At 39.3% G+C, this 21,708-nt stretch carries 21 protein-coding genes and 1 tRNA gene; 18 read left to right on the top strand and 4 right to left on the bottom strand.

The window, feature by feature from the left end; translation table 11 throughout:
• Window positions 1–57: 57 nt before the first annotated feature.
• From greA to I1J71_RS03060, 8 genes are all read left to right on the top strand, one after another.
• Entirely contained in the window at window positions 58–540 is a 483-nt protein-coding gene (gene greA / locus I1J71_RS03095; protein WP_195183676.1) for a transcription elongation factor GreA, read from the top strand.
• An 83-nt stretch (window positions 541–623) separates the two neighbouring features.
• A complete protein-coding gene (locus tag I1J71_RS03090) occupies window positions 624–1,997 on the top strand; it encodes an amino acid permease (RefSeq protein WP_195183675.1) in 1,374 nt (457 codons plus the stop codon).
• Window positions 1,998–2,095: 98 nt separating this feature from the next.
• Window positions 2,096–2,506, top strand: coding sequence for a GNAT family N-acetyltransferase (locus I1J71_RS03085; protein ID WP_195183674.1), 411 nt, complete (start codon window positions 2,096–2,098; stop codon window positions 2,504–2,506).
• Window positions 2,507–2,655: 149 nt separating this feature from the next.
• Window positions 2,656–2,865: a helix-turn-helix transcriptional regulator gene (locus I1J71_RS03080; RefSeq protein WP_001107501.1), complete on the top strand. Its 210-nt coding sequence runs from the start codon at window positions 2,656–2,658 to the stop codon at window positions 2,863–2,865.
• Window positions 2,855–3,343 carry a DUF6773 family protein gene (locus tag I1J71_RS03075; RefSeq protein ID WP_195183673.1) on the top strand — a complete coding sequence of 163 codons (489 nt, stop codon included), beginning with the start codon at window positions 2,855–2,857 and terminating at the stop codon, window positions 3,341–3,343. The genes I1J71_RS03080 and I1J71_RS03075 overlap by 11 nt, the downstream gene beginning before the upstream one ends.
• Before the next feature lie 107 nt (window positions 3,344–3,450).
• On the top strand, window positions 3,451–4,911 hold the full coding sequence (locus tag I1J71_RS03070; protein ID WP_195183672.1) for a nicotinate phosphoribosyltransferase: 1,461 nt from the start codon (window positions 3,451–3,453) through the stop codon (window positions 4,909–4,911).
• Window positions 4,908–5,732, top strand: coding sequence for an ammonia-dependent NAD(+) synthetase (gene nadE, locus I1J71_RS03065; protein WP_195183671.1), 825 nt, complete (start codon window positions 4,908–4,910; stop codon window positions 5,730–5,732). The genes I1J71_RS03070 and nadE overlap by 4 nt, the downstream gene beginning before the upstream one ends.
• A gap of 145 nt (window positions 5,733–5,877) precedes the next feature.
• Window positions 5,878–6,420, top strand: a complete 543-nt coding sequence (locus tag I1J71_RS03060; RefSeq protein ID WP_070677932.1) for a GNAT family N-acetyltransferase — start codon at window positions 5,878–5,880, stop codon at window positions 6,418–6,420.
• Window positions 6,421–6,466: 46 nt separating this feature from the next.
• Here I1J71_RS03060 and I1J71_RS03055 read toward each other — a convergent pair whose 3' ends face one another.
• The 4 genes from I1J71_RS03055 to I1J71_RS03040 all read right to left on the bottom strand — a co-directional run bounded on the left by I1J71_RS03055 (window position 6,467) and on the right by I1J71_RS03040 (window position 11,204).
• Window positions 6,467–7,549 carry a M24 family metallopeptidase gene (locus I1J71_RS03055; protein ID WP_195183670.1) on the bottom strand — a complete coding sequence of 361 codons (1,083 nt, stop codon included), beginning with the start codon at window positions 7,547–7,549 and terminating at the stop codon, window positions 6,467–6,469.
• A gap of 115 nt (window positions 7,550–7,664) precedes the next feature.
• Window positions 7,665–8,447, bottom strand: a complete 783-nt coding sequence (gene gatD / locus I1J71_RS03050; RefSeq protein ID WP_195183669.1) for a lipid II isoglutaminyl synthase subunit GatD — start codon at window positions 8,445–8,447, stop codon at window positions 7,665–7,667.
• Window positions 8,447–9,790: a lipid II isoglutaminyl synthase subunit MurT gene (gene murT, locus I1J71_RS03045; RefSeq protein WP_195183668.1), complete on the bottom strand. Its 1,344-nt coding sequence runs from the start codon at window positions 9,788–9,790 to the stop codon at window positions 8,447–8,449. Before murT ends, gatD begins: the two co-directional genes overlap by 1 nt.
• Window positions 9,791–9,887: 97 nt before the next feature.
• Window positions 9,888–11,204 carry an FAD-containing oxidoreductase gene (locus I1J71_RS03040; RefSeq protein WP_195183667.1) on the bottom strand — a complete coding sequence of 439 codons (1,317 nt, stop codon included), beginning with the start codon at window positions 11,202–11,204 and terminating at the stop codon, window positions 9,888–9,890.
• Between the two features lie 342 nt (window positions 11,205–11,546).
• On the opposite strand from I1J71_RS03040, the gene I1J71_RS03035 reads away from it, so the two are divergent.
• The 10 genes from I1J71_RS03035 to I1J71_RS02990 all read left to right on the top strand — a co-directional run bounded on the left by I1J71_RS03035 (window position 11,547) and on the right by I1J71_RS02990 (window position 21,688).
• Complete coding sequence (locus tag I1J71_RS03035; RefSeq protein WP_074324622.1) at window positions 11,547–13,121, top strand: DEAD/DEAH box helicase; 1,575 nt, start codon at window positions 11,547–11,549, stop codon at window positions 13,119–13,121.
• Between the two features lie 272 nt (window positions 13,122–13,393).
• Complete coding sequence (gene codY, locus I1J71_RS03030; protein WP_195183666.1) at window positions 13,394–14,182, top strand: GTP-sensing pleiotropic transcriptional regulator CodY; 789 nt, start codon at window positions 13,394–13,396, stop codon at window positions 14,180–14,182.
• Window positions 14,182–14,757, top strand: coding sequence for a cysteine hydrolase family protein (locus I1J71_RS03025; protein ID WP_075566978.1), 576 nt, complete (start codon window positions 14,182–14,184; stop codon window positions 14,755–14,757). Before codY ends, I1J71_RS03025 begins: the two co-directional genes overlap by 1 nt.
• Before the next feature lie 77 nt (window positions 14,758–14,834).
• Window positions 14,835–14,920: transfer RNA gene (locus I1J71_RS03020), tRNA-Leu, on the top strand.
• Between the two features lie 134 nt (window positions 14,921–15,054).
• A complete protein-coding gene (locus I1J71_RS03015) occupies window positions 15,055–16,332 on the top strand; it encodes an ABC transporter permease (RefSeq protein ID WP_075566980.1) in 1,278 nt (425 codons plus the stop codon).
• 13 nt (window positions 16,333–16,345) lie between these two features.
• Complete coding sequence (gene vex2 / locus I1J71_RS03010; RefSeq protein ID WP_195183665.1) at window positions 16,346–16,978, top strand: ABC transporter ATP-binding subunit Vex2; 633 nt, start codon at window positions 16,346–16,348, stop codon at window positions 16,976–16,978.
• Window positions 16,979–17,236: 258 nt separating this feature from the next.
• Window positions 17,237–18,616, top strand: coding sequence for an ABC transporter permease subunit Vex3 (vex3, locus tag I1J71_RS03005; RefSeq protein WP_195183664.1), 1,380 nt, complete (start codon window positions 17,237–17,239; stop codon window positions 18,614–18,616).
• A 70-nt stretch (window positions 18,617–18,686) separates the two neighbouring features.
• Complete coding sequence (locus I1J71_RS03000; protein ID WP_195183663.1) at window positions 18,687–19,343, top strand: response regulator transcription factor; 657 nt, start codon at window positions 18,687–18,689, stop codon at window positions 19,341–19,343.
• A complete protein-coding gene (vncS, locus tag I1J71_RS02995; protein WP_195183662.1) occupies window positions 19,340–20,671 on the top strand; it encodes a sensor histidine kinase VncS in 1,332 nt (443 codons plus the stop codon). Before I1J71_RS03000 ends, vncS begins: the two co-directional genes overlap by 4 nt.
• Before the next feature lie 135 nt (window positions 20,672–20,806).
• Window positions 20,807–21,688 carry a class II fructose-bisphosphate aldolase gene (locus I1J71_RS02990; protein WP_001019005.1) on the top strand — a complete coding sequence of 294 codons (882 nt, stop codon included), beginning with the start codon at window positions 20,807–20,809 and terminating at the stop codon, window positions 21,686–21,688.
• The last annotated feature ends 20 nt before the right edge of the window (window positions 21,689–21,708 follow it).

Genomic DNA, 21,708 nt, shown 5'->3' with positions numbered 1-21,708 from the left:
CATAATTTTGCTTTAAAGCATATATTTATTAATTCAATCAAAAGAAAGTTGAGAAAAATGGTAGAAAAAACATATCCAATGACATTGAAAGAAAAGGAAAAACTCGAAAAAGAATTAGAAGAATTGAAACTAGTACGTCGTCCAGAAGTTGTAGAACGTATCAAGATTGCTCGTTCATATGGTGATTTGTCAGAGAACAGTGAGTATGAAGCAGCGAAAGACGAGCAAGCCTTCGTTGAGGGACAAATCTCAAGTCTGGAGACTAAAATTCGTTATGCAGAAATCGTGAACAGTGATGCAGTTGCTAAAAATGAAGTTGCTATCGGAAAAACTGTAACAATCCAAGAAGTTGGAGAAGACGAAAAGGAAGTATACATTATCGTTGGTTCAGCTGGTGCAGACGCTTTTGCAGGTAAAGTATCAAATGAAAGCCCAATTGGTCAAGCTTTGATTGGTAAGAAAAAAGGTGATGTTGTTACAATCGAAACACCTGCTGGAAGCTATGATGTTAAGATCTTAAAGGTTGAAAAAACCGCTTAATAGGATAAAAAGAAGGAGTGGGATTCAGGGAAAGCGTTTTCTATCACTCCTTTTCTTATTTTTTAAAAACTTAAGGAGACTAGATGAATTCAGAAAAAAAGCACAAAAAGAAAAGTAAAATGGAGCGTGGCCTAACCAATCGCCATGTTCAGGTTATGGCTATTGCAGGTACAATCGGGACAGGATTATTTCTCGGGGCAGGTCGGTCTATCAGTTTAACTGGACCTTCGATTGTCTTGGTATATATGATTACGGGTGGCTTCATGTATCTCATGATGCGTGCTATCGGTGAAATGTTGTACCAGGACCCAGAGCAACACACCTTTATCAATTTTATTACTCGCTATCTTGGAAAGGGCTGGGGATATTTCTCGGTTTGGTCCTACTGGTTATCAGTGGTCTTTATCGGTATGGCTGAAATTACTGCAATCGCTCACTATGTTCAATTTTGGTTTCCGTCTTGGCCATCTTGGTTGATTCAGGTTGTCTTTTTAACAATTTTAGGATTGGTCAATCTGATTGCAGTTAAAATATTTGGTGAAGTGGAATTTTGGTTTGCCATGATTAAAATCGTTGCTATTCTTGCCATGATTGCGACGGGTATTTTTATGGTCTTGACTGGCTTTGAAACTCCTTATGGATCAGCAAGTCTCACCAATATTAGTGAGCAATTCTCCCTTTTCCCAAATGGAGGAATGAACTTTGTCATGGCCTTTCAAATGGTTTTCTTTGCTTACTTGATGATTGAATTTATCGGTGTAACCACATCTGAAACTAAGGATCCTCGGAAAGTATTGCCCAAGGCGGTTAAGGAAATTCCTTTGCGAATTATCTTCTTCTACGGTGGGGCTTTGCTTGCAATCATGTCTATTATTCCTTGGCGTGAGCTTTCTGCGACGGATTCACCATTTGTAACGGTATTTGAACTTGTTGGTCTTAAGTGGGCGGCGGCCTTGATTAACTTTGTTGTCTTGACTTCCGCTGCGTCAGCCTTGAATTCAACTCTTTACTCAACAGGTCGTCACTTGTACCAAATTGCCCATGATTCACCAAATCGTTTCTTGAAAGCTATTAAGGCAGATACACTTTCACGCCACAACGTTCCTCAGAATGCTATCATTGCTTCTGCGGTATTGATTGGTCTAGCAGCCTTCATCAATGTACTTCCTGGCGTATCAGATGCCTTTGCTTTGATTACAGCTTCTTCATCAGGTGTTTATATCGCCATCTACATCTTGATCATGGTGGCCCATCTTAAGTATCGCAAGTCAAAGGACTTTATGGCAGATGGCTATCTCATGCCCCAATATCGCTTGCTAAATCCTCTGACTATGCTCTTCTTCATCTTTGTATTCGGAACTCTCTTTTTACAAGAATCAACTGTAATGGGAGCCAGAGGTTCAGCTATCTGGATTGTTGCTTTTGGTATTTATAGCCAATGGAAATTTAGAAAATAAGTTATAAGCTCATCAACTCTGGTTGATGAGCTTTCTAGTTTGACAGCTCTTGGTAATAAGACTATAATCAAGCTATAAGTATCTTCGAGGAGGTTTGGATGCAGGTAAGATTGGAAAATACAGAGTCTCAGAAATCGCAAATTATAGGAGACTTGATTCGCTCCTATAATCGTTCCAAAAGAGAAGTTGCTGAAAGTGAGCCACTAAACCTTTATGTCGAAGATGAATATGGTGAAATCATGGCTGGCTTAGTAGCAGAGACTTTCGGGAATTGGTTAGAAATTGAGTATTTGTTTGTGAAGGAGGACTTGCGAGGACAAGGAATCGGTTCCCAACTATTGCAGCAAGCAGAAAGTGAAGCTAAAATGAGAAACTGTCGCTTTGCTTTTGTGAATACCTATCAGTTTCAAGCGCCAGCCTTTTATCAAAAGCAGGGCTACAAGGAAGTCTTAACCTTAAAAGATTATCCCTGCACTGGACAAAGGCACTATTATCAAAAAGATTTGTAAGTATAGAACTCTCTATCATTTCGGTGGTAGAGAGTTTTTTATAAATAAATATCACAAAATGACAGATATATATTGCATAATGTAAAATATATGATATAATAAAGTTGAAAAAAGAAGCGCGACTTTTAAAATTAAGGAGGAGGTAACAAGTGGCTAAGAATTTAAAATTAAAGTTAGCTCGAGTGGAGCTTGATATGACACAAGGTGATTTGGCAGAAGCTGTGGGTGTCACTAGGCAGACTATCGGTTTGATAGAAGCTGGAAAGTACAATCCTTCGCTTTCACTTTGTCAATCCATTTGTAGATGCTTAGGGAAAACGTTGGATCAATTATTTTGGGAGGAAGAAGATGAAAAATAGATTTTTTTATTATCAATTACTAGACGAAAGAGAAGAACAACTGATGAATAAAGCGGGGGCTGAAAGTTTCTATATCTCTATAGCTTTCTTGCTTTTATCTTATATGATTGCAGTATTAGCACCAAGTCTTTTTAATCCGAGAATGATTCTCATCATTATCATTATTGGAACTTTTTACTTTTTCGGCCGTGCTCGAAGTCTAGGTGTAACCTATTATAGTCGTTTTCATTTTACAATTTTAGGATGCCTATTATTAACTCTAGTGATTACAGCTAGCTTGATGCTACAAAACTACCAGTTTAATATCGAAATTTATCAGCACAACCCTCTACATATTAAGTACATTTATGCATGGGTATTTACTTATATCTTTTATCTTCCTTGGGTATTTATTGGCAACTTAGGCTTAAAAAGTTATGGTGAATGGGCTCAGAAAAAGTTTGAGCAGGATATGGATGAACTTGAGAGTATGGAATAGCTTGTTAGCTTTTTCTCCATCTTGGTAAAATGTGTTATAATAGTACTAATTTATGAGAAAAGAAGAAATATTTTCTTCTTTTTACAAATAAGGAAGAAGGACAGTATATGTACCCAGATGACAGTTTAACATTGCACACAGATTTGTATCAGATTAACATGATGCAGGTTTACTTCGACCAAGGAATTCATAACAAGAAAGCAGTTTTTGAAGTTTATTTCCGCCAACAACCGTTTAAAAATGGTTATGCTGTTTTTGCAGGTTTGGAACGAATTGTGAACTACCTTGAAAACTTGCGTTTCTCAGATAGCGATATAGCTTATTTGGAATCACTTGGTTATCATGGTGCCTTTCTGGAATATCTCCGTAATCTAAAGTTAGAGTTGACTGTACGTTCTGCTCAAGAAGGGGACTTAGTATTTGCTAATGAACCGATTGTTCAAGTGGAAGGACCTTTGGCGCAGTGTCAATTGGTTGAAACAGCTCTTTTAAATATTGTTAATTTTCAAACCTTGATTGCGACCAAGGCTGCTCGTATTCGCTCGGTCATTGAAGATGAGCCTTTGATGGAGTTCGGTACACGTCGTGCGCAAGAGATGGATGCAGCTATCTGGGGAACTCGTGCCGCTGTCATTGGTGGTGCCAATGGAACTAGTAATGTACGTGCAGGTAAGCTCTTTGGAATTCCGGTTTTAGGGACTCACGCCCATGCCTTGGTTCAAGTCTATGGGAATGACTATCAGGCTTTCAAGGCTTATGCCTCAACTCACAAAAACTGTGTCTTCCTAGTGGATACCTATGACACCCTTCGCATCGGTGTTCCAGCAGCCATTCAGGTTGCGCGTGAACTCGGTGACAAGATTAATTTCCTTGGTGTTCGTATTGACTCTGGTGATATCGCCTATATTTCTAAAAAAGTTCGTCAACAACTGGACGAGGCAGGATTTACTGATGCTAAGATTTATGCATCCAATGACCTTGATGAAAATACCATCCTTAACCTCAAGATGCAAAAAGCTAAGATTGATGTTTGGGGTGTCGGGACTAAGCTCATTACAGCCTATGACCAACCAGCTCTAGGAGCAGTTTATAAGGTTGTTGCCATTGAAGATGAAAATGGTCAGATGCGCAATACTATCAAACTCTCTAGCAATGCTGAAAAAGTTTCAACTCCAGGTAAGAAACAAGTTTGGCGCATTACCAGTCGTGAAAAAGGAAAATCTGAAGGTGATTATATTACCTATGACGGCGTTGATGTGTCAAGTATGACTGAACTCAAGATGTTCCACCCAACCTATACTTACATCAAGAAAACTGTCCGCAATTTTGATGCAGTTCCTCTCTTGGTGGATATTTTCAAGGATGGAAAACTAATCTATGATTTACCGAGTCTACCTGAAATTCAAGCTTATGCTCGCAAGGAATTTGATAAGCTTTGGGATGAATACAAACGTGTTCTTAACCCACAACATTATCCAGTAGACTTAGCGCATGATATTTGGCAAGATAAGATGGACTTGATTGACAAGATGCGTAAGGCAGCTCTAGGTGAAGGAGAAGAAGAATGAGTTTGCAAGAGACCATTATCCAGCAATTAGGGGTTAAACCTGTCATCGACCCTCAAGAAGAAATCCGTCGTTCCATTGACTTTCTAAAGAAATACCTAAGAAAACATCCCTTCCTTAAAAGTTATGTATTAGGAATTTCTGGTGGTCAAGACTCGACTTTAGCTGGTCGCCTTGCCCAACTAGCTATAGAAGAAATGCGAGCTGAAACCTGTGATGATTCTTATAAATTTATAGCAGTTCGCCTGCCTTATGGAGTGCAAGCTGATGAAGCAGATGCCCAAAAAGCCCTAGCTTTTATCCAACCAGATGTGAGTTTGGCCGTTAATATCAAGGACTCTGCAGATGCTATGACAGCAGCAGTTGAAGCAACAGGTAGTCCTGTTTCAGATTTCAACAAGGGGAATATCAAGGCTAGAAGCCGGATGATTGCCCAATATGCACTCGCTGGAGCTCATAGTGGAGCAGTTATTGGTACTGACCATGCTGCGGAAAATATCACAGGTTTCTTTACCAAGTTTGGTGACGGTGGTGCAGATATTCTTCCTCTCTATCGCCTCAATAAACGCCAAGGGAAACAACTCTTGAAGGAACTTGGAGCTGATCCAGCACTTTATGAAAAAGTTCCAACAGCAGATTTGGAAGAAGAAAAACCAGGTATTGCAGATGAAGTAGCCTTGGGAGTCACTTACAATGAAATCGATGATTACCTCGAAGGTAAGCAAGTAAGCCCAGAAGCGCAAGCAACCATTGAAAAATGGTGGTACAAAGGCCAACACAAACGCCACCTACCAATCACAGTATTTGATACGTTTTGGGAGTAAAAACCTCCGGGGGAGGTTTTTATCCCGAGTCTAGAAACAGGAGAACGAGGAAGGTCCGGGACCCTCTCACCTAGAAATAAGAAAGCGAAGAAGGTCCAGTGGACCTTTTTAGCTTGGGCATTCAAATAGAAAGCGAGTTACGATTATGAAACCACTAGGTACACAACCTATAGAAACTGAACGATTGATCTTGAGGAGATTTGTGGAAGGTGATGCTGAAGCCATGTTTGATAATTGGGCTTCACGCTCAGAAAATCTGACTTATGTGACTTGGAATCCACACCTGAATGTCGAACAGACTAGAAATTCTATTGGCAATTGGGTAGCATCCTACGACAATCCTAACTATTACAAATGGGCCATTTGTCTCAAAGATAATCCAGACTATGTCATTGGAGATATTAGTCTGGTCAGTGTGGATGAAGAAAAGTCTAGCTGTGAGATGGGATATATCTTAGGGATGGACTACTGGGGACGAGGACTCATGACAGAAGCCTTGAAGGCAGTTTTATCATACTGTCTAGATGAAATTGGATTTGAAGAGGTTGATGCTTGCTATGCAAGTTTAAATCCTGCCTCTGGTCGTGTGATGGAAAAGGCGGGTATGACTTTTTGGAAGACGATTCCTAATGCAGTTGAACGAAAAGGTTATATAGCTGATAAAATTTATTATCAAACCAAAAAATAAGATGGAAAAGAATAACTTTTCCATCTTATTTTTTATAATTTACTTTTTAATCAAAATAAAGCAAGTCTTTGCTGGTGCTTGTAAACAGATCGAAACCATCTTTGGTAACAACACCGCAGTCTTCGATACGGACACCGACTTTACCAGGAATATAGATACCAGGCTCAACTGAGAAGCACATGCCTTCTTCGATAACCATGTCGTTTCCTTCCATGATAGATGGGAACTCGTGAACATCCATACCGATACCGTGACCGAGACGGTGGTTGAAGTATTCACCGTAGCCAGCTTTTTCAATCACTTCACGAGCTGCACGGTCTACTTCATGAGCTGTCACACCAGGTTTGATAAAGTCAAGGGCAGCTTGTTGGGCTTCCAGAGTCAAGTTGTAAATATCTTTCTTGAATTGGTCAGGTTTACCAACAGCGACTGTACGAGTCATATCTGATGCATAACCATTCACCATTACACCGAGGTCAAAGAGGAGAAGGGCATTGTTTTCGACCTTGTTAGCTCCAGGGATACCATGCGGATTTGCAGCGTTATCTCCTGTTAAGACCATAGTATCAAAGCTCATTTCATAACCTTCACGTTTCATAGCAAAGTCGATCTGCGCAATAATATCTGTTTCAGTATTGTCAAGAGAGATATTGTCAAAACCAACTTTGACAGATTTGTCGGCGTAAACACCTGCAACCATCATTTTTTGCACTTCATCTGCTGATTTGATTAAGCGCATGCGTTGGATCAATGGAGTCAAGTTCTCAAACTCAGCACTTTCAAAGACAGTTTTCAAACCGTGGTATTTAGTCAAGATGAGATTGTCAAACTCAACTGCTACACGTTTGAAATCAAGCTGTGGCAAGGCGTTTTGGATTTTCTTCCAAGGGTTTTCAGAGTCCACGTAGCCAACTACTGGGAATGAGACAGTGCTAGTTGCACGCTCAACCTCAAGGGCTGGAACGAAGAGAAGTGTTTCCTGATCTGCAAGGACAAAGAGGAACATTTGACGTTCGTGTGGATCACTGTAAAAGCCAGTGAGGTAATTAATTGTGACGGGGTCAGATACGACAGCGACGTCTAGCTTTTCTGATTCAAGATAAGTTAAAATTTGTTGTAATTTAGACATATGCTACCTTCTTTCTACCCCTCTATTTTTGCAAAAATTAGGAGAAAATGCAAGGGAGAAGGGGAAAAGAACTTAAAAAAATTCCAACAGCTAATAGCATGTTGGAATCTAAGTATTAGTTGAAGTCTGCCTTGCTTTTAACATCGCTGTATTCTTCAGCAACTTCTTGGCTAAGGATATCCTCATAAGCTGGAAGTTCGATGTCCTGACCATATTTTTTCTTAAGAGCAGTAGTGACCAAGCGATAGGCTAAGTTGGCGTTACGGGATAAAATAGGCCCGTGGAAATAAGAACCAAAGACATTTTTATAGTGAACACCTTCACCGATTTTCTCTTCATTATTTCCGTTTCCGTAAACAACCTGCCCCAATGGTTTTTGGTCATCTGAGAGGAAGGTGCGGCCTTGGTGGTTTTCAAAACCATAGTAGGTTTCATCGAATTCTTCGTTATGAATTTTAATATCACCGATGAAGCGGTTATTGGTTTGGTTGAGTGTGTAATGTCCCATGACACCTAGACCTTCTATGCGTCTTCCGGAAGCTTCAATATAGTATTGGCCTAATAGCTGGAAGCCACCACAAATAGCAAGAACGACACCATCATTTTGGATAAAGTTGTCGATACTTTCTTTTTTGGCAGGTAGATCACCAGCAATGATACTCTGTTCAAAGTCTTGACCACCACCGAAAAAGGCAATATCGTAGTGATGTTCATCGAAATTATCATGAAGCGAAACGATATCAACTGTTACATGTGCACCCAGCTTTTCAGCGACGTACTTGAGCATGAGGATATTCCCATTATCTCCGTAGGTGTTCATGAGATTTCCATAGAGGTGGGCGATATTTAGTTGGTAAGGATAATTGCCGTCTTTTGAGGAAAGTGAAGTATAAACCATTAGTTCATCTCCTTTCTAACAAGCTGACGATTGGCTAGTAATTCTCGGAATTCTAGCATAGCCGTATAAGTCGCAAGGATATAGGCATGCTTGCAGTCTTGAGCTTCAATCGTTTTAAGAACTTGCTCCAGACTGCTTGTTTCAGTGATTTTATCAGCTGGATAACCAGTTACTCGAAGACGACGAGCAATTTCAGAATGACGAACGCCACCAGCGTTGATTTCTGGAATGTCCATATCCGTAATTTGCTCAAAGTCAGCATCCCAAATCCAACTAGTATCAATCCCGTCAGCATAGTTAGCATTGAGAAGAACAGATAAACTAAATGGGTAAGGAGCTAGTTTGATCATTTCGATGGCCTGGGTAGCACCGACAGGATTTTTGATGAGAACCAGTGTGCATTCCTTGTCACCGATATGGAAGGTTTCTTGTCGTCCAAAGACAGCACGACTCTTGTCAAATCCTTGTTTAATTAGTTGAGAATCAGCGCCTAGGTAACGGGCGATAGCAACTGCAGCCAGAGCATTGTAGATATTATAAAGCCCACCGATTTGAATACCATATTCCTGACCTTCAATAACAAAACGAGAACGATTGTTAGTCAACTCAACCAATTCTGTCAGACGGTAGTCCAAGTCAGGACGTTTACATCCACAATTTTCACAGATATAAGCTCCCAAGTTGGCATATGTATTTAGCTCATATTTTAAAATACTTTGACAGTCAGGGCAGAGAATACCTTCAGTATTGTAGTGAGGAAGTTGCGCTGGACCTTTTTCTAGATCAAAACCAAAATACTGAACAGGATTTGAAATTGCAGGCTTGTAGAAAAGCGGACTATCACCGTTTAGCAGAACAGTAGCAGTAGGAACTTTTCGAATAGCGTCCAAAATCATGTTGTAGGTCGTATAGATCTCACCGTATCGGTCCATCTGATCGCGGAAGATATTAGTGATAACGAAAAGACTAGGCTGGATATAGTCACAGATATGTGAGAGACTAGCTTCGTCGATTTCAAGTACTGCTATATTTTTTCCAGTTTTTGAAGATTTTGCAGTCAAGAAAGTAGTCGTGATTCCTGTTATCATGTTGGCACCACTAGGATTAGTTAACACTTGACCATAAATTTCCTTTAGGATACCGACAGTGAGGGCGGTTGTCAAGGTTTTTCCATTGGTACCAGTTACCACAACAATTTCGTAGTTTTTCGCTAAATTTTGTAGAATATCTTTATCAAATTGAAGGGCAAGTTTTCCAGGCAGCGTACTTCCACGTCCAAGACGACTCAAAATAAAATGAGAAGAACGCCCAGCAAGAAGGCCCAAAGTAGTTTTTAATTTCATGTTTCTATTATATCATAAAAGCCAGAAAAGATAGATTTGAGATTTTGGATAAAAAAACAACCCTAAGGAGGTTGTTTTTTCATAAGTGTATCTTAGGTTAAATCGCAAACAAGTCATTCAAGTTTTCAGCCAATGTTGGGTGAGTGAAGATTTGTTTTGTGAAGTAAGTGTATGGGATTTTGTTGTCCATAGCAACAGTAATAATGTTGATGATTTCTTGTGATCCTTCTGAAAAGATAGTTGCACCTAGAATTTCTTTAGTTTCAGTGTTGACAACAGCTTTGAAGGCTCCACGAAGGTCACCATTTACATGACCACGAGGCATAGCAGCAACAGGGATTTCCTTAACAGCGTATGGAAGTTTCAAATCAGCTGCTTGGCTTTCAGTCAAACCAACTTGTGAAAGTGCTGGTGTGATGAACATGGTGTTTGGAACATTGAGACGGTCTTCAAGCGTGTAACTGCCATCACCAGCAAGGTAGCTGTAAACAACACGGAAGTCATCTAGTGAAATGTAGGTAAATTGAAGTCCACCATTGACATCTCCAACCGCAAAGACACCAGGAACGTTTGTTTGACAATGTTTGTCCACCTTAATCGCACCACGTTCAGTTAGTTCAATGTCTGTATTTTGAAGTTGAAGTGGTTCTACATTTGGTTTACGTCCAGTTGCGTAGAGAAGGGCGTCAAAACGGTAGGTTTCATTCTCTGTCACGACAAGAACTTGGTCACCATCATTTTTGATTTCAGTAGTATGGATATTTTGAAGGAGTTCAATGCCGTCTTCTTCCATGTATTGTTTAGCAAGAGCAGCAATAGAAGGTTCTGCGCGAGGTAGGAAAGTATCTAGAGCATCTAAGACCGTTACCTTGCTTCCGAGTTTATTGTAGAGCCCAGCAAACTCAAGACCGATATTTCCACCACCAAGGATTCCAAGTTTCTCTGGTAATTTTTCCAAGTTTTGGATACCAGTTGAATCAAAGACATTCTTGCTAGTAGCTAGTCCTGGAATAGGCAAAACGTTTGAAACAGCACCAGTGTTGATGACGATTGTTTCAGCAGTTAGTTCTTGTTTTTCATCACCGGCTTGAATTTCGATGACCTTATTAGAAACAAAGTGGGCTTCGGCATCAATGATATCAACTCCAGTACCAGCAATCGTAGCATAGTTTTTACCATTGAGGCGTGTAGTAACAGTGTTTTTAGTAGCCATGACCTCGTCAAATGACAAGTCCTTTTCTGCAGCAACTAACAAGGTTTTAGTTGGAATACAACCGATGTTGATACAAGTTCCACCGTACATAGCTTTGTTGCGTTCGATAAGGGCAACTTTTTTACCAGCTGAAGCTAGTTTGGCAGCAAGCGTCTTACCTGCCTTACCAAATCCAATGACAATTAAATCGTATGTTAACATTTTTAAATCCTCCTGTTTGATTTTCATTCTAGCACAAGAAAAAAACTTTTGCACAAATCTGCTACGGGAAAAAAATTGGACTAATTTAGTCTCACGAAAGCTTTTGAGAATCAAGTTCAAAAAATAGAAAAATCGTTTACATGATTTAATCAAGTGGTTAGACTATCTTTTGGCCCTCTCTTGTGTTATACTAGATAAGTTGCAAAGAAAGCAGTACTTTTCTTTAGTGGAAAAGAAGCAACACGATCTTTCATATAAAGATATGAAAAACCGTCATGAAAAGAAAAGTATAAACTAAGCGCTATAGGATGGCTTCGCACCATCTTTAGAAAGAAGAATAACGTGAAATTTAATGAATTTAATCTTTCTGCTGATTTGTTAGCAGAAATTGAAAAAGCAGGATTTGTAGAAGCAAGTCCTATCCAAGAGCAAACTATTCCTTTGGCTCTTGAAGGAAAAGATGTTATCGGTCAAGCACAGACTGGTACAGGGAAAACTGCAGCCTTTGGCTTGCCAACCCTTGAAAAAATTCGTACAGAAGAAGCAACTATCCAAGCTTTGGTGATTGCCCCAACTCGTGAACTGGCTGTTCAAAGTCAGGAAGAACTCTTCCGCTTTGGCCGTAGTAAAGGTGTAAAAGTTCGTTCAGTCTACGGTGGTTCAAGTATTGAAAAACAAATCAAGGCTCTTAAATCAGGTGCTCACATCGTTGTAGGAACACCGGGACGTTTACTTGATTTGATTAAACGCAAGGCTTTGAAATTACATGATATTGAAACCTTGATTTTAGATGAAGCAGATGAAATGCTGAACATGGGATTCCTTGAAGATATTGAAGATATCATCTCTCGTGTACCGGAAAATCGTCAAACCTTGCTCTTTTCAGCGACTATGCCAGATGCTATCAAACGTATTGGTGTTCAGTTCATGAAAGAACCTGAGCATGTGAAGATTGCTGCCAAAGAATTAACTACAGAATTAGTAGACCAGTACTATATCCGTGTTAAAGAACAAGAAAAATTCGACACCATGACTCGTCTCATGGATGTTGATCAACCTGAGTTGTCTATTGTCTTCGGTCGTACCAAACGTCGTGTAGACGAGTTAACTCGTGGGCTTAAAATCCGTGGTTTCCGTGCAGAAGGAATCCATGGGGATTTGGACCAAAACAAACGTCTTCGTGTCCTTCGTGATTTTAAGAATGGCAATCTTGATGTCCTCGTTGCAACAGACGTTGCTGCTCGTGGTTTGGATATTTCAGGTGTGACTCATGTCTACAACTATGATATCCCACAAGACCCTGAGAGTTATGTTCACCGTATTGGTCGTACAGGACGTGCAGGTAAGTCAGGTCAGTCTATAACCTTCGTTTCACCTAATGAAATGGGTTATCTACAAATCATCGAAAACTTAACTAAGAAACGCATGAAAGGTCTCAAACCTGCAAGTGCAGAAGAAGCCTTCCAAGCTAAGAAGCAAGTTGCACTGAAGAAAATTGAACGTGATTTTGCGAATGAGGAGATTCGTAGCAACTTTGAGAAGTTTGGCAAGGATGCTCGTCAATTAGCCTCAGAATTCAGTCCTGAAGAATTGGCCATGTATATTCTCAGTCTAACTGTTCAAGACCCAGACAGTCTTCCTGAGGTTGAGATTGCACGTGAAAAACCTTTACCATTTAAACCATCTGGTGGTGGCTTCGGTGGCAAAGGCAAGGGTGGTCGAGGAGGCCGTCGTGGGGATGACCGTCGAGACCGTGATCGACGTGGCAATGGACGTCGTGATGACTATCGTAAAGGTGGACGTTCAAAGGATCGCTTTGATAAAGAAAAGCGTTACCGCAAGGACACTAAAAAACCACGCAATACTTCAAGCGAAAAGAAAACAGGCTTTGTTATTCGTAACAAAGGAGATAAATAACAAAAAAAGCGGTTCACTGAGGTGGATCGCTTTTATATATAAGGAGACCGAGAGTCATATGAAAAGTAATACGAGAAGTTTGTATTTATAAATTTGTTATCTTGTAATATTATTCTATCAAAAAATCAGGAAGCTGTCAATGAGAAAATAATAAAAAATAGGAAAAATTTTCGAATACACTTGAATTGCAATTCAATAAACAATTTTCAGATAATTGTTGAAGTAGTCAGAATTTTGTGATATAATGAAAGCGATTATATGCGAGGTAAAAAATGGTACACTTATTAGAAAAAACAAGAAAAATTACATCGATCCTAAAGCGTTCTGAGGAGAAATTACAAGATGATCTTCCCTACAACGCAATCACGCGTCAATTGGCTGATATCATTGATTGCAACGCCTGCATCTTAAATAGTAAAGGACGCCTCTTGGGATACTTTATGCGCTACAAGACCAATAATGACCGTGTAGAGCAATTTTTCCAATCAAAAATTTTCCCTGATGAATATATTCAAGCAGCAAACATGATTTATGATACGGAGTATAACCTTCCAGTTGAACATGATTTGACTATTTTTCCGACTGAAAGTCGTTCAGATTTTCCAGATGGTTTGACAACAATTGCTCCAATCCATGTCTCTGGTATTCGCTTGGGTTCTTTGATTATTTGGCGTAATGATAAAAAGTTCGAAGATGAAGATTTAATTCTTGTTGAAATTGCCAGTACAGTAGTAGGAATTCAACTCTTAAACTTTCAACGTGAAGAAGATGAGAAAAACATTCGTCGTCGTACGGCTGTAACTATGGCGGTCAATACACTTTCTTACTCTGAACTTAGAGCAGTATCGGCTATTCTAGCTGAATTAAATGGTAATGAAGGTCAATTAACAGCTTCAGTCATTGCAGACCGTATCGGTATCACTCGTTCTGTAATTGTTAATGCTCTTCGTAAACTCGAATCGGCAGGGATTATTGAGAGTCGTTCTCTTGGTATGAAAGGAACCTATCTCAAAGTTCTAATTCCAGATATTTTTGAAGAAGTGAAAAAGAGGGACTATTAATGAATAAGGCACTAATTTCCATTGATTATACAGAAGATTTTGTTGCTGATCATGGAAAATTAACTGCGGGAGCTCCAGCTCAAGCAATATCCGATGCTATTTATCGGGTGACCCAAAAGGTTTTTGAGCGTGGCGATTACATCTTTTTCACCATCGATGCTCATGAGGGAAATGATGTCTTTCATCCTGAAAGTAAACTATTCCCACCACATAATATTATTGGGACTAGTGGACGCAATCTGTATGGCAAGCTAGCCGAGTTTTATCAGGAACATGCTGATGATAGTCGTGTTTTCTGGATGGATAAACGTCACTATTCGGCTTTTTCTGGAACAGATTTGGATATCCGTCTCAGAGAGCGTAGAGTAGATACAGTCATTTTGACAGGAGTTCTTACAGATATCTGTGTCTTGCATACAGCCATTGATGCTTATAATCTTGGTTATCAGATAGAAGTTGTTAAACCAGCAGTTGCATCCATTTGGCCTGAAAATCATGCCTTTGCACTTGGACATTTCAAGAATACACTTGGTGCAAAATTGCTTGATGAAAATTTGCTTGAAATTACAGAATAATACATTTCAAGATGAAAAAATCTGAAAAAAGTGTTGACAATTTTTTTCAAAGTTGATATACTAGTAAAGTAATCGACGCGGGGATGGCGGAATTGGCAGACGCGCAGGACTAAGGATCCTGTGACCGCTTTAGGTCGTGAGGGTTCAAGTCCCTCTCTCCGCATAATAGTGAGCTAGCTTTGGCTAGCTTTTTATTTTTCATAAAAAAGAGCAAAAATATTTTTGCTCTTTTTTTGGTATTTCATAAACATTTCATATTTGAATATTATAATGGTTTTACAAATATGGAGGTGCTATATGAATCCCACTCAAAGAGCTTGGGCTTACGTCAGCAGAAAACGACTGAGAAGTCTCATATTATTCCTGATTCTATTTGTCTTATTGGCTGGAATATCGGCTTGTTTGACGCTCATGAAGTCCAACAAAATAGTAGAAAATAATCTCTATCGCTCATTGAACACGTCTTTTTCTATTAAAAGAATAGAAGCAGATCAGACATTTCAACTGTCTCAACTAGATAACCTTAAAAAGATAAAGGGTCTTGAGAAGATCTCACCTGAGCTAGAAACAATAGCTAAGTTAACTGACAAAGAAGTGGTAACTGGAGAACAAAGTATTCAACGGGATGATTTGACAGAGGCTGAAAAAAATCTTATCAGTTTAATTTCATTAGAAGACTCTTCCAAGGATGTTTCTTTTACAAGTTCCGCCTTTACCCTTAAAGAAGGAAGACATATCGAAAAAGGGGATCGTAAAAAAATCTTAGTTCATGAAGATTTGGCCAAGAAAAACAATCTAAAAGTAGGAGATAAGATCAACTTAAGTCCTGGACAAGTAGAAGCTAGTTCTGGACAAAATCTAGATTATGAAATCGTAGGTATTTTCTCAGGTCAAAAACAAGAGAAATTTACCGGTCTATCATCAGACTTTAGTGAAAATACGGTCTATACAGACTACGAAAGTAGCCAAACTCTTCTTGGAAATAAGGAAGCTCTAGTAACTGCCGCTCGTTTCTATTTAGAAAATCCAAAAGATATGGATAGTATCATTCAAGAGGTTGAAAAGTTATCCCTGGAAAACCAAGGGTTCCAAGTTGAAAAGGAAAATAAGGCTTTTGAACAAATCAAGGATTCAGTTTCGACCTTCCAAACTTTCCTACAGATTTTCCTCTATGGCATTATGATTGCTGGTGTAGGAGCGCTGATTTTGGTCTTGTCACTTTGGTTACGAGAACGAGTCTACGAGGTTGGTATTTTATTGGCACTAGGTAAAGGGAAAATAGCAATTTTTAGCCAATTCTGCCTGGAAGTCATCCTAGTTTCATTGGCATCTATTTTGCCGGCATTTGTAGCTGGCAATGCCATTACTTCCTATCTCTTGAAGACTGTATTAGTGAGTGGCGACCAAGCTGCCCTACAAGATACGCTAGCAAAAGCAACGAATCTTACAACAAGTCTTCTATCATTTGGAGAATCTTATATCTTCCTACTTATAATTAGCTGCTTGTCAGTTGCACTTTGTTTCCTATTTTTATTTAGAAAATCACCGAAAGAAATTTTATCATCCATCAGTTAATAAAGGAGAAATCATGACTTTACTACAATTACAAGATCTTACTTATCGTTATAAGAACACTGCAGAAGCAGTATTATATAAAATCAATTACGATTTTGAACCTGGTAAGTTTTATAGTATTATCGGAGAATCAGGAGCTGGGAAATCCACACTCTTATCTCTATTAGCAGGACTTGATAGCCCAGTCGAAGGAGCTATCTTATTCGAAGGCAAGGATATTCGTGAACAAGGTTATTCTTATCATCGCATGCACCATATCTCGCTAGTTTTCCAAAACTATAACTTGATTGATTATCTTTCTCCATTGGAAAATATCCGCTTGGTTAATAAAAAAGCTAGCAAGGACACCCTTCTTGAACTTGGTTTAGATGAAAGTCAAATCAAGCGGAATGTTCTCCAATTATCAGGTGGACAGCAACAACGTGTTGCCATTGCTCGTAGCCTTGTATCGGAAGCACCAGTGATTTTAGCAGATGAACCAACAGGAAACTTGGATCCTAAGACTGCTGGGGATATCATCGATTTGCTCAAATCTCTCGCTGAGAAAACAGGCAAGTGTGTGATCGTTGTAACCCACAGTAAGGAAGTGGCACAGGCGTCAGATATTACACTGGAATTGAAGAATAAGAAACTGACTGAAAAATAGAGTCTACTTCTTAAACTTTTGGAATTGATTTAGTAAACTATTAAGTAATTATAAACGAAGTGATTCTTAAACAGTTATTTCCCGCTAGAGTGGTATCCTAGATAATAACTTTGTTATTATCTAGGACGGGATTTTTGAGACAGATGGCTCAAAAATTAGGGATGAAATTCTAAAATGAAGTTGCTCCCGTCCGCACTATTTAAGGGAAATAAAGAAATATAAAAACATATAAGCGAAGTAAATCTAGAAAGGAATCTTATGTTACACAACGCATTTGCCTATGTCACAAGAAAATTTTTCAAGTCTATTGTGATCTTTCTTATCATTCTCTTGATGGCTAGTTTGAGTTTGGTCGGCTTGTCTATCAAGGGTGCGACAGCCAAGGCTTCTCAAGAAACCTTTAAAAATATCACCAATAGTTTCTCCATGCAAATCAACCGTAGGGTCAATCAAGGTACTCCACGTGGTGCTGGGAATATCAAGGGTGAAGATATCAAAAAAATTACCGAGAATAAGGCCATTGAATCCTACATCAAACGGATTAATGCTATCGGTGATTTGACAGGCTATGAACTGATTGAAACGCCTGAAACCAAGAAAAATCTAACTGCAGATCGAGCTCAACGTTTTGGAAGTAGCTTGATGATAACAGGAGTTAATGATTCGGCTAAAGAAGACAAGTTTGTGTCAGGCTCTTACAAACTGGTCGAAGGAGAACATTTAACAAACGATGACAAATACCAGATTCTCATGCACAAAGACTTGGCTGCTAAACATGGCTGGAAGGTTGGAGACAAGGTCAAACTGAACTCCAATATCTACGATGCAGATAACGAAAAAGGAGCCAAGGAAACAGTAGAAGTAACGATCAAAGGACTTTTTGATGGACACAACAAATCTGCTGTAACCTATTCACAAGAACTTTATGAGAATACAGCTATCACAGATATTCACACAGCTGCCCAACTCTATGGTTATACAGAAGATACAGCTATTTATGGAGATGCTACCTTCTTTGTGGCTGGAGATAAGAACCTAGATACTGTCATGCAAGAATTAGGATCGATCAACGGCATCAACTGGAAGATGTATAGCTTGATTAAGAGTTCATCTAACTATCCTGCCCTCGAACAATCTATCTCAGGCATGTACAAGATGGCTAATCTTCTCTTCTGGGGTAGCTTGAGCTTCTCTGTTCTTCTACTGGCTCTCTTACTGACACTATGGATTAACGCGCGTCGTAAAGAGGTTGGAATCCTCCTTTCAATTGGTCTAAAACAAGCAAGTATTCTAGGACAATTTATCACAGAAGCAGTTATGATTGCAATTCCAGCACTTATTTCAGCTTACTTCCTAGCCAACTATACTGCTCGTACCATTGGAAATACTGTTCTTGCAAATGTCACATCAGATGTGGCTAAGCAAGCTAGTAAGGCAGCCCAAGCCTCTAATCTTGGTGGTGGTGCAGAAGTTGACGGCTTTAGTAAGACTCTTTCAAGTTTGGATATATCCATTCAACCTTCTGACTTTGCTATCATCTTTGTACTTGGCTTGGTTCTAGTAGTACTAGTTATGGCACTTGCTTCAAGTAATCTCCTCTTTAAACAACCAAAAGAACTCTTGTTGGATAGTGAATAAAAAACTTGCTACCTATTCTCACTCAAATGAGATATAATATAGGTAGCATTTTTGATAGAAAAGGATTTATATGAAAATTCTAATTGTAGAAGATGAAGACATGATCCGCGAGGGAATCAGTGACTATTTGACGGATTGTGGCTATGAAACCATTCAGGCAGCAGATGGCCTTGAGGCCTTAGAACAATTTTCCAATCACCAAATAGCTCTGGTTCTCTTAGATATTCAAATGCCTAAACTCAATGGTTTAGAGGTTTTGTCAGAAATCCGTAAGACCAGCCAAGTTCCAGTCTTGATGTTGACAGCCTTTCAGGACGAAGAGTATAAAATGAGTGCCTTTGCCTCACTAGCAGATGGATATCTAGAAAAGCCTTTTTCCCTATCTTTGTTAAAGGTACGAGTAGATGCTATTTTCAAGCGTTATTATGATGCAAGTCGTACCTTTACCTATAAGGATACCAAGGTTGATTTTGACAGTTATAGAGCTAGTGTAGCGGGGAAAGATGTTCCTGTGAATGCAAAAGAACTGGAAATCTTAGATTATCTGGTCAAAAATGAAGGTAAAGCATTAACTCGAGCGCAAATCATCGATGCTGTATGGAAGTTGACAGATGAAGTTCCTTTTGACCGAGTGATCGATGTCTATATCAAGGAACTACGGAAAAAACTAGACTTAGACTGTATTCTTACCGTGCGGAATGTCGGCTATAAATTGGAGAGAACATGAAAAGACTGAGTTTATTTAAAAAGATTTTTATCTATACCTTCTCGGTATTCTGTACCTTAGTCATTTGTTTGCATTTGGCCATCTATTTCCTCTTTCCTACTACCTATCTCAGTCATCGTCAGGAGAGTATCGGACAGAAGGCAACAGAAATTGCTCAAACCCTCCAAGGAAAAGACAGTCAAACTATCCAGGAAGTACTTGAACTTTATTCTCAAAGTAGCGATATAAAGGGAACCATCAAGGGTGAAATGACTCAGGATAAGTTAGAAGTCAAGGACAATCTTCCAATTGATAGAGATCGACAGACGGCCTCCTTGGTCATTGAGGAAAGAGAGGTCCAATCTAAGGATGATCAGACCTTGACCATACAGTTTATTGCTTCTATGGATTTGCAGAAAGAAGCAGAAGATATGAGTCTGCAATTCCTACCCTATACTCTGTTAGCTTCCTTTCTGATTTCACTCCTGATTGCTTATATCTATGCGAGAACTATCGTAGCTCCGATATTGGAAATCAAGCGAGTAACTCGAAGGATGATGGACTTGGATGCAGAAGTGAGATTGCGCGTGGATTCCAAGGATGAGATTGGGGATCTCAAGGAGCAAATCAATAGTCTCTATCAGCATCTCTTGACCGTCATTGCGGACTTGCATGAGAAAAATGAATCCATCCTCCAGTTAGAAAAGATGAAGGTTGAGTTTTTGCGAGGAGCTTCCCATGAACTGAAAACACCTCTAGCTAGTCTGAAAATTCTTCTGGAAAATATGCAAGCAAACATTGGGCGCTATAAAGATAGAGACCATTATCTAGGAGTTTCTCTAGGAATTGTAGATGATTTGAGTCACCACGTTCAGCAAATCTTATCCCTTTCTTCAGTGCAAGAATTGCGAGATAAAAAGGAAAAAATCAACCTTCTTGAAATGACAGGTTTTCTCTTAAAGGATTATGATTTATTAGCCAAAGAGAGGGAAATCTCAGTTGTGAATCAACTCACAGACCAACAAACTTATCTAAATCCTTCTGTACTCAAGCTGATTCTTTCAAATCTTATCAGTAATGCCGTGAAGCATTCTATCCAAGGTGGCTATCTAAAAATTGGGACAGAAGATGACTGGTTTTTTATTGAAAATACCTGTACAACAGAAGAGCAAGATAAGTTTGAACAATCCTTTACAACTTCTAGTCGCCAAAGTAAGGGAGCTGGTTTGGGACTATTTGTGGTCAAGAGTTTATTAGAGAACGAAGAAATTGACTATTATTTTGAAAGAGATGAGAATCACTTAGTATTTTTCATGAAGCTACCACAGGTCAATCCGGAAAGTGATTAAGAAAGGGTTTACATCAATCTGATTGGAAGAAATTCAATCTAAAGTATGGGAAAAACTAGATTTTTTTATCAAAAAGTGATAAAATGAACAATGTAAATGGGATATCCCATAAAAATATACAGGAGGCCTGATAAAATGGCAATCGTTTCAGCAGAAAAATTTGTCCAAGCAGCTCGTGACAACGGTTATGCAGTTGGTGGATTTAACACAAACAACCTTGAGTGGACTCAAGCTATCTTGCGCGCAGCAGAAGCTAAAAAAGCTCCAGTTTTGATCCAAACTTCAATGGGTGCTGCTAAATACATGGGTGGTTACAAAGTTGCTCGCAACTTGATCGCTAACCTTGTAGAATCAATGGGTATCACTGTACCAGTAGCTATCCACCTTGACCACGGTCACTACGAAGATGCACTTGAGTGTATTCAAGTTGGTTATACTTCAGTAATGTTTGACGGTTCACACCTTCCAGTTGAAGAAAACCTTGAAAAAGCTCGTAAAGTTGTAGAATTTGCTCACGCAAATGGTGTATCAGTAGAAGCTGAAGTTGGAACTATTGGTGGTGAAGAAGACGGAATCATCGGTGATGGCGAATTGGCTCCAATCGAAGACGCTAAAGCAATGGTTGCAACTGGTATCGACTTCTTGGCAGCTGGTATCGGTAACATCCACGGTCCTTACCCTGCAAACTGGAAAGGTCTTCACCTTGACCACTTGCAAAAATTGACTGAAGCTGTACCAGGATTCCCAATCGTATTGCACGGTGGATCAGGTATTCCTGATGACCAAATCCAAGCAGCTATCAAACTTGGTGTTGCTAAAGTTAACGTTAACACTGAATGCCAAATCGCATTCGCTAACGCAACTCGTAAATTTGCTCGTGACTACGAAGCAAACGAAGCAGAATACGACAAGAAAAAACTCTTCGACCCACGTAAATTCTTGGCTGACGGTGTAAAAGCTATCCAAGCATCAGTTGAAGAACGTATCGACGTATTCGGTTCAGAAGGTAAAGCTTAATCTAGCTTAACCCTATAAAA

The sequence above is a fragment of the Streptococcus infantis genome (assembly GCF_015546995.1).
Taxonomy (GTDB): Bacteria; Bacillota; Bacilli; order Lactobacillales; family Streptococcaceae; genus Streptococcus; species Streptococcus infantis_J.
This window is presented reverse-complemented; position numbering and strand designations above follow the sequence as displayed.